Genomic DNA, 12,322 nt, shown 5'->3' with positions numbered 1-12,322 from the left:
CTGATGAAAGGACGCCGTCGTGACCGCTGAACAGACCCTTCCGTCGCGGAGCCGCATCGTGCAGGAGCATCTCGCGGCGGCAGGGGTCGACACCAACGTGGTCGTCCTGCCGGATTCCGCCCGCACCGCAGCGGCCGCCGCTGCCGCCATCGGCTGTGACGTCGGTGCGATCGCGAACAGCCTCGTGCTCGTCGTCGACGGCGCGCCGGTGCTCGTCATGACGAGCGGCCGGCATCGGGTCGACTTCGCTGTGCTCGCCGACAGTGTCGGAGCGGATGCCGTCGACATGGCGCCGGCCGCGATCGTCCGCGACGTCACCGGGCAGGCGATCGGCGGAGTGGCCCCTGTCGGCCACCCGGCCCCGCTGCGCACGTTCATCGACGGATCCCTCAAGGCCTACCCGCAGATCTGGACGGCGGGCGGCACCCCGCACACCGTGATGCCGCTGACATTCGCTCAGCTCGTCGGAATGACGAACGGTCAGATCGTGAAAGTCGCCGCCGGCTGACCGCCCGGACGCACGCGGGCCGTGATCACTTGACCGTGACCGCGATCTTCGCCGTCTTCTGGTCCGAAGTCTCCTCAGGCACGGAGCCACGGAACTCGTACTCGAACTCGATGACGGTGGTTCCCGAGCCCACCGGAGCGAACCGGTACGAGAACTCGAGAGGCGCACCGGTCATTCCCTCCTCGCCGAGGTAGCGCGTCTCTTCGTCGCCGGGGCCGAGCACCGCTGCATCCGGCTCCTGCGTGATCACCCACGCATCTCCGACCGAGGGATTGATCTCCCCGAAGTCGACGACGAGCGTCTCCCCCGGTGCGAGAGTCACGGAGTCCACCGTGTAGTCGACGGTCTTCTCAGCGGCGCCTGCGCACCCCGCCAGCCCGAAGCCGACCACTGCGGCCGCTGCCAGTGACAGCACCGTGCGAGTCATCCTGTTCGCCATCTGCCCACCCCTCATGTCGAGGCTCACGGTATCGCACCGTGTCGGTGACGCATGGCATCCTGGGCGCGTGAATGAACTGTCTCTTCGCCGCTGGTCTGTCGACGACTTCGATCTGCTGCGCCTGGCCAACACCGCCGAGATGACGGCGCACCTCAACGGCCCGGAAACGGATGAGCAGCTGGTCGCGCGGCAAGAGCGCTATCTCCGACTCGGCGAGTCGGGTGAGGCATGGATGTTCGTGGTCATCGACGGCGATCGCCCGCTCGGCTCGATCGGATGCTGGCGGACGGATTGGCACGGCGAGGCCGTCTTCGAGACCGGCTGGTTCGTCACGCCGGAGGCTCAAGGACACGGCGTGGCGTCCACAGCCCTCGCGCTTCTCATCGACGTCATGCGCGAGCACAGCTCCGAGCGACGTCTCCTCACGGCCTTCCCGTCCGTGACGAACGGACCGTCCAATGCGGTGTGCCGCAAGGCCGGCTTCACTCACGTGGGAACCGTCACCGACGTGTTCCGCGATGCCGAGCTCACCTTCAACGAATGGGTGCTCGATCTGAGCGCTCCACCCGCCTGAGCGCAGCGCTCGGTTCGGAAAATGAAAAAGCCCCGAAGACTGGCGAGAGTCTTCGAGGCGATTCCGTGCACCCCCTCGGACTTGAACCGAGAACCCACTGATTAAGAGTCAGTTGCTCTGCCGATTGAGCTAGAGGTGCGTGGCCCGGGATGACCCCGGCCGAGGAATTACATTACCAGTCGATCGGCGCCATGCGAAATCGAGGCCGACCCGCCGACGGAGACCCGGAATGGGAAGGCTATCCTGAGAAGGTGACCGCCTCCCCCGCTGCCGCCGACCTCCGCGACGACCTCGAGCTCGCCCTCCGACTGGCGGATGCTGCCGACGCACAGTCGCTGCCGCGCTTCGATGCGGCCGACCTCGAGATCTCGACGAAAGCCGACAATTCGCACGTCACGGATGCCGACCTCGCGACGGAGCGTGCCCTCCGCGAGATTCTGGCCGCCGAGCGCCCAGAGGATGGCATCTTCGGCGAGGAATTCGGCGCGCAGGGCGACACGCACCGCCAGTGGATCATCGATCCGATCGACGGCACGGCGAACTTCCTGCGCGGGGTCCCGCTCTGGGGCACGATGATCGCGCTCGCCATCGACGGCGTCCCTCAGGTCGGTGTCGTCAGCATGCCCGCGCTCGGGCGTCGCTGGTGGGCGTCGACCGGCGGAGGATCCTGGACCGCGACCGACGCCGCACCGCGGAGGATCCGCGCGTCATCCGTGTCTTCCATCAGCGACGCGAGCGTGAGCTTCCAGAGCATCACGCAATGGGCCGAGGCCGGCCAACTGCCCGCTCTTCTGAAGCTTGCCGAACACTCTTGGCGCGACCGAGCATACGGCGATGTGTTCGCCTACATGCTCCTTGCCGAGGGACGTCTCGAGATGGTCGCGGAGTTCGATGTGAAGGAATACGACATCGCCGCTGCGGTCCCGATCGTCCGCGAGGCCGGCGGCCGAATGACGTCGTTCGACGGCGTCGAGACGATCTCTGCCCGTTCGACACTCGCCAGTAACGGCATCCTGCACGATGCCTTCCTCGACCTCCTGCACTGACTCCACCCCAGACACACGACAGGGCCCAGCGATGATCCCCCGCATCTCTACTGCCGCCGCCTCGGCGCTGCTCCTCGCGCTCGTTCTCACTGCGTGCGCCGGCGCGCCGACCGATACCGGGACGATCCCGACGCCCAAGGCGTCGGAGCCCGCCGCGGAGGCGAGCGCCGAACCGGTGACCACGCCGACCCCTGCAGCCACGAGCGCGGCTCCCACCTGCGAGACGATGGTCTCGCAGGGCACGGTCGAGGCGCTCACCGATGAAGGTTGGACCGCGGGGGTCAAGGAGTTCAACATCGGAGGCGTGCCCCTCCCGCAGGGGCTGCTCTGCTTCTGGGCGGACTACACCGTCGCCTCCGATCATGGTCAGCTCTATGGATGGTCCCAGATCAGCGCATCCGACGCTGACAAGGCGCAGGCTGCTCTGCTGGCCGACGGGTGGCAGCGCGAGGATTCATCGGAGGGCGTGTACATCACCGAGGATGCCGAGCACTCGATGGGTACCGACGAAGACGGTTACGGCATGACCTACCTCTTCGGCGATGGTTGGGTGAAATTCGCTGACACGAGGCAGGGACTGATCCTCATCGAGTGGGCCGGCTGATCCGCTGACGTTTCGGGATGCGGCTAGGCTTCGTCGGAACCACGCCCCCATTTCCTGAGGACCCCCATGGCATCACACGACTTCATCATCAACGGCGACCACACCGCCGCCAGGGCGACGATCGCCGCTGCTCTGCGGGCGGAAGGGTACGCGCTGAACGCGCTGCCGAACGGGACGACGATCGTCGCCGCGCGCGGCAGCAAGGCCGCGACACTCTGGATCGGCGCTCTGGCCGGGAAGAACTTCCATGTGTCCTTCGCTGTGGACTACGCGCAGGATGCTCAAGGGCGCCTCATCGCCCGCCTGAATCGCGATATGACCGCCGGCGCCCTCAAGGGCGGTGCGATCGGTGCTGCGAAGACCAAGACCGCATTCGAGGAAACCGCGAACGCCCTGCAGGCGGCGCTTGCGTCCACGGGGACGCTGGCTGCCTCCGTCGCGAACCCCTGAGGTCGGGATCGCCCCGTCTCCGGTTCTTGGAGAGTGCATTTCCCCTACAAACACAGAAAACCCCGGCATCCGCGTGGTCACGCGGTTGTCGGGGTTCTCCTGTATGACAGCGGTTCGGTGGAGCTGGGGGGAATCGAACCCCCGTCCAACGCTGAGTCTCCACGCCTTCTCCGGGCGCAGTCTGTGCAGACGTTCTACTCGGCTCCGACCTTTGTCACAGACACCTAAGTCGACAAGCCCAGCCTGGGAAGAGTCCCGTATGACGTCCAGACGCCGTCATACAGCAAGATTCCTAGATGACGCCAGGATCCGTATCGGAATCACATACGGCCTGACGGACTATCGGGCTCGCTTATGCAGCGAGGGCGAAGTCAGTGCGCTTGGTTTCGGCACTTATAGTTTTGCAGGGAGCGTTCACGAGATAACCCTGCATCCTCGGCCCGCTTCTCGTGGATTCACAGGCGCTGTCGAAACCGATCAGCCCCGTGTTCCTTCTTACGAAGGGACCGCTGTCACACTGTGTATTTTTCAACTCCGGATGCGATGCACCGGAGCATCACAGACTACAACGAAAGCGCGCCCCACGCTATTCCGCGCGGGCGTGGAGCAGTCGCGTAGAGTCGCAGCATGACCGACGTCACCATCACCGTCCGCGGCGAGAACGAGGCGCGCATCGCGCCGGAACGCGCCACGATCCACGTCACTGTACGTGCCGAGGGTGCGCAGCGCGCGCCCGTCGTCGACCTCGTGATGAGGCTCGCAGAACCCGTGCGCACGAGCATCGTCGACCGCAAGAATGCGAACAGCGTGGTGGAGTGGACGAGCAAGAGCCTTGCGGTGCGCGCCGAGCGGCCGTGGAACAGCGACGGCAAACGTCTCGCCCCCGTCTTCTACGGGAGCATTTCACTCACGGCCACGTTCGCCGAAGCATCCGAGCTGTCGATCTGGGTCTCCGAGGTCTCGGCGTGGGACGGCGTGGAGATCGGCTGGGTCGACTGGCAGCTGACGCCGGAGACGCGCGGCCGTGTCGAGCGAGAGGTTGCCGCCGAGGCTGTCGGCGTCGCTGTCGCTCGCGCCCAGGCCTACGCCGGCGCTCTCGGATTGACGGAGGTCACGCCGCTCGAGATCGCCGATGTCGGTCTGATGGCTCGCGCCGAGGCCGCTGCCCCCCCCGGCGATGAAGATGCGCGGCGCCGCCTTCGCGGCGGCCGACTCCGGCGCGTCGATGGAATACGAGCCGGAAGAGATCATCGTCTCGGCAACCGTCGAAGCGCGTTTCATCGCCCGCTGAGCCGCCGCTGCGTACCCGTGGATTCAGCGCATGAACGGAGCGAGCTCAGCGGCCAGCCGCTCTGAGACGTGCGCGTGCACGACAGTGCCGTGCTCGCCGTGCTCCGCCGACAACAGCATCCCGGTCTCGTGGATGGCTGCGACGAGGTCTCCGCGGTCGTACGGCACGACGGCATGGATCTCGACGGCCGGCTTGGGCAGTGCCTCCTCGACGGCGGCGCGCAACTCCTCGATGCCCTCCCCGGAGCGGGAGGAGACGAAATGCGCGTTCGGCTCGAGACCACGCAAGACCAGACGATCGTCTTCGCTGAGAAGATCGGCCTTGTTGACGACGACGATCTCGGGGATGTCGCGCGCACCGATGTCGCCCATCACGTCGCGCACGGTCTGCAGCTGACCTGCGGGGTCGGGGTGCGAGCCGTCGACGACGTGCAGCACGACGTCGGCTTCGCCGACCTCTTCGAGGGTCGACCGGAACGCCTCGACCAGCTGATGCGGCAGATTGCGGACGAACCCGACGGTGTCCGTGAACGTGTAGACGCGTCCGTCGGCTGTCTCGGTGCGGCGCACGGTCGCATCGAGCGTCGCGAACAGAGCGTTCTCGACGAGCACCCCGGCGCTGGTCAGCGCGTTGAGCAGACTCGACTTGCCGGCGTTCGTGTAGCCGGTGATCGCAACCGATGGGATCGTGTTGCGCTTGCGCTCCGCGCGCTTCGCCTCGCGGGCAGGGCCGAAATCGCGGATCTGGCGACGCAGCAGCGCCATCTTGGTGCGGATGCGACGGCGGTCGAGTTCGATCTTCGTCTCACCCGGTCCGCGCGAGCCCATACCCGCCCCACCGGCGCCGACCTGGCCACCGGCCTGGCGGCTCATGGAATCACCCCAACCGCGCAGACGCGGCAGCAGGTACTCGAGCTGGGCGAGTTCGACCTGCGCCTTGCCCTCGCGGCTCTTCGCGTGCTGGCTGAAGATATCCAGGATCACGGTGGTGCGGTCGATGACCTTGACCTTGACGACGTCTTCCAGCGCTCGGCGCTGGCTGGGGGCGAGTTCGGTGTCGGCGATGACCGTGTCGGCACCGGTGGCCGCGACGATGTCCTTCAGCTCCTGCGCCTTGCCACGGCCGATATACGTCGCCGCGTCCGGGTGCGGTCGCCGCTGCAGCACTCCGTCGAGAACGACGGCACCGGCAGTCTCGGCAAGGGCGGCGAGTTCACGCAGCGAGTTCTCGGCGTCCGCCTGAGCGCCCTGGGGATACACGCCCACGAGCACCACGTTCTCGAGGCGCAGCTGGCGATACTCGACCTCGGTGACGTCCTGGAGCTCTGTGGAGAGGCCGCCGACACGCCGCAGCGCATGGCGATCCTCGAGATCCCACTGCGCGCCGTCGCTTGCCGCGTGCGCGGCCGTCGATTCATCCTGCAGCGCCTGCGCCGCTCCGAACACGCGGACCTCCGAGTGCTTCTCGGCGTTCGCGAGTACGCGGTCCAGCGCCTCGTCTCCGGTGGAGGGTGTCGAGGTCTGCGTCATCAGTTCCTAATCTCTAGCTTTGATTCGAGCCTTAACCTTAGCCCTCGGTGTCCGGTACGCTCACCGTATGGGGTCCGATCACTACTTCACTGCGGCCCCGGCAAGCCCCGCGAACCTGCGTGCAATCCGTGTGACGCTCGCAGGCCGAGAGCTGGATGTCACCACCGCAGGTGGCGTTTTCAGCCCGGATCGACTGGATGCCGGCACCGCAGTGCTCTTCGCCAACATGCCTCCGGTCCCGCCGGGAGGCGATCTCCTCGACCTCGGCAGCGGGTGGGGGCCCATCAGCTTGTCGATGGCTCTCGCCGCCCCGCACGCGACCGTGTGGGCGGTCGACGTGAACGAGCGGGCTCTCGATCTCGTGCGTCGCAACGCCAAGGCGCTGGGACTCACCAACATCAACGCCGCGCTGCCCGACGATGTTCCCGAGGGCGTGACTTTCCGCACGATCCGCTCGAACCCGCCGATCCGCGTGGGCAAGGATGAACTGCACGGACTCCTCGAGCGATGGATCCCGCGACTCGATGAGAGAAGCGATGCCTGGCTCGTCGTGCAGCGCAACCTCGGCGCAGACTCGCTGCAGCGGTGGATCGGCGCGACCTTCCAGCCCGGCTACAGCGTGTTCCGCACCGCGACGGGCAAGGGCTATCGCGTCCTGAAGGTGCGCAAGCACGGCACGCCCCCGACCGAGCCGATCCTGCTCACGGAGTAGCAGAACAGGGCTTATCCGCCCACGGTCATCCCGAGGAGCGCAGGCAACTCCGCCATGTCTTCGAAAACCGTCGTGCCCTCACCGGCCAACCATTCGGCCGGCGTCAGACCACCCGCGTATCCGAAGGCGTGCATGCCTGCCGCTCCCGCGGCCTCGACGCCGAACCGACTGTCCTCGATGACGACGCAACGCGACGGCGGCACACCCATGCACGAGGCCGCGCGCAGGAACAGGTCCGGAGCAGGCTTGCCGTTCTCCACCTCCGCGGCACTGAAAATCCTGCCATCGAAACGGGGCAGCAGACCGGTCAGCCCGAGAGTCCTTCGGATCTTCTCGTGCGCACCGCTCGACGCGACGCACGTCGGTGCGCTGATCGCGTCGAGAGCGGTGACAACGCCAGGCACCGCCTTAAGATCGCGCACGAAAGCGTCGCTGTAACGGTGCTGATAGGGAGCTTCCCAATCATCCGGCAGAGCACGCCCGAGATAGGCCTCGATCTCGCTGCGGAAGTGGGCGGCCGAGCGTCCGACGAACCGGTGCACGATCTCCTCGATCGTCAACTCCCAGCCGAGATCCGACAACACCTCTCGGTCGATCTCGACCGACAGACGCTCGCTGTCGACCAAAACCCCGTCGCAGTCGAAGATGACCAGTTCGAGGTGCTCCGGAAGCGACATCAGATCAGGTCGATCTCTCCTCGGAACACGAGCTGGGCGGGTCCGGAGAGCGCGACATGCTCTCCGTCCTCGGCTGCAAACATCCGCACACCCAGGGTCCCGCCTGGGACCTCCACACGCCAGCTGTCCGGCGCCTGCTCCCCCGCCCAGTACCTGACGGCCAGGGCGGTGGCCGCGACCCCGGTACCGCAGCTCTGAGTCTCACCGACACCGCGCTCGAAGACGCGCATCCGCACGTGCCCGATGCCGTCGCGTACCAGCGGTTCGCCTGGCACCACGAACTCGACATTCGCTCCCGCAGGCGGCGCGGGCTCCAGCACGGGCGCGCGGTGCAGTTCGAGGGTGGCGAGCTCCTGATCAGAAGCGATCGCGACGACGACATGCGGGTTGCCGACGTCGATCCCGAGTCCCGGTCGGGTGACCGCAAGGCCCTCCACGTTCACGAGCGGATCGTCACCGGAGAGTCGCCAGCGACCGAGATCCACCTGATAACCGGTTTCGCCGCGGGTGACGTCACGCACACCTGCACGGGTGCCGATCGGCAGCGTCGAACCGGGCTCGATCGAGGCGAGGCCCGATCGCACCAGGTAGTGCGCGAACACGCGGATGCCGTTGCCGCACATCTCCGCAATGGATCCGTCCGCGTTGCGATAGTCCATGAACCATTCGGCATCCGGCTCCTCGGCGAGAGCGGCAGCGCCGACGTCGATCGCCGAAGAACGGACCACCCGAAGAACGCCGTCGGCACCGATCCCGAAATTCCGATCGCAGAGCACCGCCACTTGCTCGGCGGTGAGGTCGAGCTCCCCGTCGGGGTCGGCGATGATCACGAAATCGTTGCCCGTGCCGTGTCCTTTGGTGAATGCGACCATGCGCCCAGTCTAGAGTTCGCGTCTATGCGTCAGCGATCAGCCGCTTGCCGGTGTTGGACACGGTGAACCGCTCGTACCCGAGCCGATCGTAGAACCCCAGCACCTCGTCGTTGCCGCCCCGGACCATCAACTGCACCTTCGGGCAGCCCATGGCAAGAAGAAGCCGTTCCGCCTCCGCGACGAGACTTCGTGCGATCCCCTGCCCGCGATGAGCGTCCGCGGTGGCGAGGTAGTACAGCCAGCCGCGATGACCGTCATAACCCGCCATCACCGTTCCGATGATGCGCTCGGCATCCGCGCTCTCCAGCGCCGCAATGCCGGCGACGAGAAAGAGCTCGGGCTGCACAGACATCTTGCGCTCGATGTCGAGGCGAGGATCATTCCACGGGCGGGTGAGGCCCGCTTCTTCCCACAGCGAGACCACGCCCTCTGTGTCCTGCGGTTGGAATGCGCGAATCCGCCAGTTCATCGTGGACCTTCCCGCCGGGCCTCGGATCCGGCGCATCCGAGTCTAGAGGCGCTTCGCGCACCCTTCAGTCGCGGACGACCCGGTATCTCCCGCACATGAAGTTGCGGTTGCGTGCCACTTCCAGAAGCTCGAGGTCGAGTGTTCGAGGAAGCAACGGCGCACCTGATCCCAGCGTCACCGGGGCGTACTGCACCCAGATCTCATCGATCAATCCCGCATCGGAGAACTGGCCGACCAGCTCTCCCCCACCGACGACCCAGAGATCTCGTTCACCGGCCGCAGCAGACATCTCGGCGTGCACGGCACGGACGTCGCCACGCACGAACCGGACGTCGGCGCCGTCGGGAACAGGCAACTCACGATGCGTGAACACCCAGGTCGGCTGCGCGTACCCCCAGGGCTCGCCTTCGGTGTGGCGAAGCACCCACTCGTAGGTGGACGCCCCCATCGCCAAGGCTCCGATGCTCTTCTCGAACTCGGTGTAGGCCATCGGTCCGTTCTGGTCGATGTCCTGCTTCAGCAGCCAGTCGAGGGAGTGCTCAGCGGTCGCGATGAATCCGTCGAGGCTGGACGCGGTGTAGTAGGAGGTGGTCATGGCTCCAGCGTCGCACCGGCGTCGGACATCCGCCAGGATCAGCGTGCGAGCAGCCCTGCCGGATCGACAGGATGCTCATGCCACTCGAGGTCGGGATACCGCTTGAACCAGGACACCTGGCGCCGCGCGTAGCGGCGAGTGAGCGACTGTGTCTGCGCGATCGCCTCGGATTCGCTCATCGTCCCGTTGAGCTGTCCGAGGGCCTGCGCGTATCCGATGGCGCGACTGGCGGTCACGCCGTGCTCGAGGCCCTGCTCGCGGAGGGTGACGACCTCATCGACGAGGCCCGTCGCCCACATACGGTCGACCCGTGCATCGAGTCGCTCGACGAGTTCTGCCCGATCGACACGGAGGCCGATCAACCGGGTGCGCGGATGCCACACCACCGGTTTGTCCGGAAGGGCAGCGCCATGCGTCTCGGCCCCCTGTTCGATGACTTCCAGTGCGCGGATGATCCGTCGCCCGTTCTTCGGGTCGATCCGAGCGGCCGTCTCCGGATCGAGGACGCGAAGCTGCTCCAGCAGCACTGCTGTCCCGGCTTCCTCGAGCTCATTCTCCAATCGCGCCCGGACCACCGCGTCACGCGGGGGGAAACGGAAGTCGAAGATCACACTGGACACGTACAGCCCGGAGCCGCCCACCAGGATCGCGTCGCCGCCTCGAGCGTGGATGTCGGCGATCGCCGCCCGCGCGAGCGGCTGATACCAGGCGACGGCAGCCTCCTCGGTGACCTCGCGCACGTCGAAGAGATGATGCGGGATGCCTCGGCGCTCCTGCGGTGCCAGCTTCGCCGTGCCGATGTCCATGCCGCGATACAGCTGCATGGCATCGGCGTTCACGACCTCGGCCGGATTGCCGTTCGCTCTGAGTGACTCGGCGAGATCGAGAGCAAGGTCGCTCTTGCCTGTTCCCGTCGCGCCGACGATCGCCCAGAGACGCGGCCCGTCGGCGGGCGAACCGGTCCCTTCGACGGAGCTGGTCACCGAGGTGGAATCAGACACCGATGCGGAGCGTGGGCAGTCCGAGCACGACCGCGCGGGGTGCTCCGTCGCCGGACGGGGCGGGAACCGCGCAGGATTCGGACTGCGAGCGATCCCACGCGTCGCCGCCGCGCGTGCGGCGGATCTGCAGGGGCTGTCCGGTCGGGTCGTCAGCAAGCAGGTGGAACGGAGCGGCGTGGGTGATCGTCACGGTGACGACATCACCGGGACGAGGGAGGTCGGAGCCCGGAGTCACCTCGAAGTGCACGAGGCGGTTGTCCTCGGCCCGACCGGTGAGACGGTGCGTCTCCGCGTCCTTCTTGCCCTCGCCCGTCGACACCAGCACTCGGACCTCGCGACCGACCTGCTTCTGGTTCTCCTCGAGTGAGATGCGCTCCTGCAGGGCGATGAGCCGGTTGTACCGTTCCTGGACGATCTCCTTCGGCACCTGATCTTCCATCGTCGCCGCGGGGGTGCCCTCACGAATGGAGTACTGGAAGGTGAATGCCCCGGAGAACCGCGACTGTTCGACGACGCGCATGGTGTCTTCGAAGTCCTCGTCCGTCTCGCCGGGGAAGCCCACGATGATGTCGGTGGTGATCGACGCCAGCGGGATGCGCTCGCGCACGCGGTCGAGGATGCCGAGGAACCGCTCGCTGCGGTACGAGCGGCGCATCGCCTTCAGGATGCGGTCGCTGCCCGATTGCAACGGCATGTGCAGTTGCGGCATCACGGCCTCGGTCTCGGCCATTGCGTCGATCACGTCGTCGGTGAAGGCCGCGGGATGCGGGCTCGTGAACCGGATGCGCTCCAGGCCGTCGATCTCGCCGGCGGCACGCAGGAGCTTTCCGAATGCGTGGCGGTCACCGAACTCGACGCCGTACGAGTTGACGTTCTGTCCGAGGAGGGTGACCTCGATCGCTCCGTCGTCGACGAGGAGGCGGATCTCGTTCAGGATGTCGCCAGGGCGGCGGTCCTTCTCCTTGCCACGCAGGCTCGGCACGATGCAGAACGTGCAGGTGTTGTTGCAGCCGACCGAGATCGACACCCAACCACTGTGCGCTGAGTCCCGCTTGGTCGGCAGCGTCGACGGGAAGACGTCGAGCGACTCCAGGATCTCGAGCTCGGCTTCACCGTTGTGGCGCGCGCGTTCGAGCAGGCCGGGAAGAGAACCCATGTTGTGGGTGCCGAAGACGACGTCGACCCATGGCGCCTTGTCGAGCACGGCCTGCTTGTCCATCTGAGCCAGACAGCCGCCCACAGCGATCTGCATGCCATCTTTGCGACGCTTGACCGACGCGAGGTGCCCGAGAGTGCCGTAGAGCTTGCCCGCAGCGTTGTCGCGCACCGCGCAGGTGTTGATGATGACGACATCGGCCTCGGCGCCGTCGACAGCGCGCACGTACCCAGCGCTCTCCAGGGATCCGGAGAGCCGCTCCGAGTCGTGCACGTTCATCTGGCACCCGAAGGTGCGCACTTCGTAGGATCGCTGTCGGCCGTCGACGTCAATGGCCGCCGACGAAGCGCTGATGATCGTCGGTTCGCTGCGCGGGATAGTCATGGTCATCCCATTGTA

Annotated in this window: 15 protein-coding genes, 1 tRNA gene and 1 other RNA gene; 7 read left to right on the top strand and 10 right to left on the bottom strand. The window is 66.5% G+C overall.

Annotation, left to right across the window (positions count from 1 at the left end; genetic code table 11):
• Window positions 1-19: 19 nt before the first annotated feature.
• Window positions 20-508: a YbaK/EbsC family protein gene (locus tag MRBLWH12_RS03740; RefSeq protein ID WP_363546261.1), complete on the top strand. Its 489-nt coding sequence runs from the start codon at window positions 20-22 to the stop codon at window positions 506-508.
• Window positions 509-533: 25 nt separating this feature from the next.
• Here the strand turns inward: MRBLWH12_RS03740 and MRBLWH12_RS03735 are convergent, their stop codons facing one another.
• On the bottom strand, window positions 534-947 hold the full coding sequence (locus tag MRBLWH12_RS03735; RefSeq protein ID WP_363546259.1) for a protease inhibitor I42 family protein: 414 nt from the start codon (window positions 945-947) through the stop codon (window positions 534-536).
• A gap of 67 nt (window positions 948-1,014) precedes the next feature.
• On the opposite strand from MRBLWH12_RS03735, the gene MRBLWH12_RS03730 reads away from it, so the two are divergent.
• Window positions 1,015-1,521 carry a GNAT family N-acetyltransferase gene (locus tag MRBLWH12_RS03730; protein WP_363546256.1) on the top strand — a complete coding sequence of 169 codons (507 nt, stop codon included), beginning with the start codon at window positions 1,015-1,017 and terminating at the stop codon, window positions 1,519-1,521.
• A gap of 66 nt (window positions 1,522-1,587) precedes the next feature.
• Here MRBLWH12_RS03730 and MRBLWH12_RS03725 read toward each other — a convergent pair.
• Window positions 1,588-1,660: transfer RNA gene (locus MRBLWH12_RS03725), tRNA-Lys, on the bottom strand.
• A gap of 112 nt (window positions 1,661-1,772) precedes the next feature.
• Here MRBLWH12_RS03725 and MRBLWH12_RS03720 point away from each other — a divergent pair.
• From MRBLWH12_RS03720 to MRBLWH12_RS03710, 3 genes are all read left to right on the top strand, one after another.
• Window positions 1,773-2,567: an inositol monophosphatase family protein gene (locus MRBLWH12_RS03720; RefSeq protein ID WP_363546253.1), complete on the top strand. Its 795-nt coding sequence runs from the start codon at window positions 1,773-1,775 to the stop codon at window positions 2,565-2,567.
• A gap of 31 nt (window positions 2,568-2,598) precedes the next feature.
• Window positions 2,599-3,171, top strand: a complete 573-nt coding sequence (locus tag MRBLWH12_RS03715; RefSeq protein WP_341975065.1) for a hypothetical protein — start codon at window positions 2,599-2,601, stop codon at window positions 3,169-3,171.
• Between the two features lie 66 nt (window positions 3,172-3,237).
• Window positions 3,238-3,621, top strand: coding sequence for a hypothetical protein (locus MRBLWH12_RS03710; RefSeq protein WP_363546250.1), 384 nt, complete (start codon window positions 3,238-3,240; stop codon window positions 3,619-3,621).
• A 115-nt stretch (window positions 3,622-3,736) separates the two neighbouring features.
• Here MRBLWH12_RS03710 and ssrA read toward each other — a convergent pair.
• Window positions 3,737-4,106, bottom strand: a transfer-messenger RNA (tmRNA) gene (ssrA, locus tag MRBLWH12_RS03705).
• Between the two features lie 142 nt (window positions 4,107-4,248).
• Here ssrA and MRBLWH12_RS03700 point away from each other — a divergent pair.
• On the top strand, window positions 4,249-4,977 hold the full coding sequence (locus MRBLWH12_RS03700) for an SIMPL domain-containing protein (RefSeq protein WP_363546247.1): 729 nt from the start codon (window positions 4,249-4,251) through the stop codon (window positions 4,975-4,977).
• Here the strand turns inward: MRBLWH12_RS03700 and hflX are convergent.
• Entirely contained in the window at window positions 4,936-6,441 is a 1,506-nt protein-coding gene (gene hflX / locus MRBLWH12_RS03695; RefSeq protein ID WP_363546245.1) for a GTPase HflX, read from the bottom strand. The two genes, MRBLWH12_RS03700 and hflX, sit on opposite strands and share 42 nt — an antisense overlap.
• A 67-nt stretch (window positions 6,442-6,508) precedes the next feature.
• Here hflX and MRBLWH12_RS03690 point away from each other — a divergent pair, with 67 nt between their 5' ends.
• A complete protein-coding gene (locus tag MRBLWH12_RS03690; RefSeq protein ID WP_363546242.1) occupies window positions 6,509-7,153 on the top strand; it encodes a class I SAM-dependent methyltransferase in 645 nt (214 codons plus the stop codon).
• Between the two features lie 11 nt (window positions 7,154-7,164).
• On the opposite strand, the gene MRBLWH12_RS03685 is transcribed toward MRBLWH12_RS03690, so the two are convergent.
• From MRBLWH12_RS03685 to miaB, 6 genes are all read right to left on the bottom strand, one after another.
• Entirely contained in the window at window positions 7,165-7,830 is a 666-nt protein-coding gene (locus MRBLWH12_RS03685; protein WP_363546239.1) for an HAD family hydrolase, read from the bottom strand.
• A complete protein-coding gene (gene dapF, locus MRBLWH12_RS03680) occupies window positions 7,830-8,702 on the bottom strand; it encodes a diaminopimelate epimerase (RefSeq protein WP_363546237.1) in 873 nt (290 codons plus the stop codon). The genes MRBLWH12_RS03685 and dapF overlap by 1 nt, the downstream gene beginning before the upstream one ends.
• A 22-nt stretch (window positions 8,703-8,724) precedes the next feature.
• Window positions 8,725-9,171 (bottom strand): GNAT family acetyltransferase, encoded by a 447-nt coding sequence (locus MRBLWH12_RS03675; protein WP_363546235.1) that lies wholly within the window; start codon window positions 9,169-9,171, stop codon window positions 8,725-8,727.
• A gap of 64 nt (window positions 9,172-9,235) precedes the next feature.
• Window positions 9,236-9,766: a dihydrofolate reductase family protein gene (locus MRBLWH12_RS03670; protein WP_363546232.1), complete on the bottom strand. Its 531-nt coding sequence runs from the start codon at window positions 9,764-9,766 to the stop codon at window positions 9,236-9,238.
• Window positions 9,767-9,804: 38 nt separating this feature from the next.
• On the bottom strand, window positions 9,805-10,767 hold the full coding sequence (miaA, locus tag MRBLWH12_RS03665) for a tRNA (adenosine(37)-N6)-dimethylallyltransferase MiaA (protein ID WP_414684919.1): 963 nt from the start codon (window positions 10,765-10,767) through the stop codon (window positions 9,805-9,807).
• A complete protein-coding gene (gene miaB / locus MRBLWH12_RS03660; protein ID WP_363546229.1) occupies window positions 10,760-12,307 on the bottom strand; it encodes a tRNA (N6-isopentenyl adenosine(37)-C2)-methylthiotransferase MiaB in 1,548 nt (515 codons plus the stop codon). The genes miaA and miaB overlap by 8 nt, the downstream gene beginning before the upstream one ends.
• Window positions 12,308-12,322: the final 15 nt, after the last annotated feature.

Origin of the sequence: Microbacterium sp. LWH12-1.2, from assembly GCF_040675825.1 — a bacterium.
GTDB lineage: Bacteria > Actinomycetota > Actinomycetes > Actinomycetales > Microbacteriaceae > Microbacterium.
This window is presented reverse-complemented; position numbering and strand designations above follow the sequence as displayed.

Excerpts from the sequence above, each read along its gene's own strand:
- MRBLWH12_RS03735 (WP_363546259.1), bottom strand. The coding sequence starts at position 947 with ATGGCGAACAGGATGACTCGCACGGTGCTGTCACTGGCAGCGGCCGCA.
- MRBLWH12_RS03715 (WP_341975065.1), top strand. The coding sequence starts at position 2,599 with ATGATCCCCCGCATCTCTACTGCCGCCGCCTCGGCGCTGCTCCTCGCG.
- MRBLWH12_RS03710 (WP_363546250.1), top strand. The coding sequence starts at position 3,238 with ATGGCATCACACGACTTCATCATCAACGGCGACCACACCGCCGCCAGG.
- MRBLWH12_RS03700 (WP_363546247.1), top strand. The coding sequence starts at position 4,249 with ATGACCGACGTCACCATCACCGTCCGCGGCGAGAACGAGGCGCGCATC.
- hflX (WP_363546245.1), bottom strand. The coding sequence starts at position 6,441 with ATGACGCAGACCTCGACACCCTCCACCGGAGACGAGGCGCTGGACCGC.
- MRBLWH12_RS03690 (WP_363546242.1), top strand. The coding sequence starts at position 6,509 with ATGGGGTCCGATCACTACTTCACTGCGGCCCCGGCAAGCCCCGCGAAC.
- MRBLWH12_RS03685 (WP_363546239.1), bottom strand. The coding sequence starts at position 7,830 with ATGTCGCTTCCGGAGCACCTCGAACTGGTCATCTTCGACTGCGACGGG.
- dapF (WP_363546237.1), bottom strand. The coding sequence starts at position 8,702 with ATGGTCGCATTCACCAAAGGACACGGCACGGGCAACGATTTCGTGATC.
- MRBLWH12_RS03675 (WP_363546235.1), bottom strand. The coding sequence starts at position 9,171 with ATGAACTGGCGGATTCGCGCATTCCAACCGCAGGACACAGAGGGCGTG.
- MRBLWH12_RS03670 (WP_363546232.1), bottom strand. The coding sequence starts at position 9,766 with ATGACCACCTCCTACTACACCGCGTCCAGCCTCGACGGATTCATCGCG.
- miaB (WP_363546229.1), bottom strand. The coding sequence starts at position 12,307 with ATGACTATCCCGCGCAGCGAACCGACGATCATCAGCGCTTCGTCGGCG.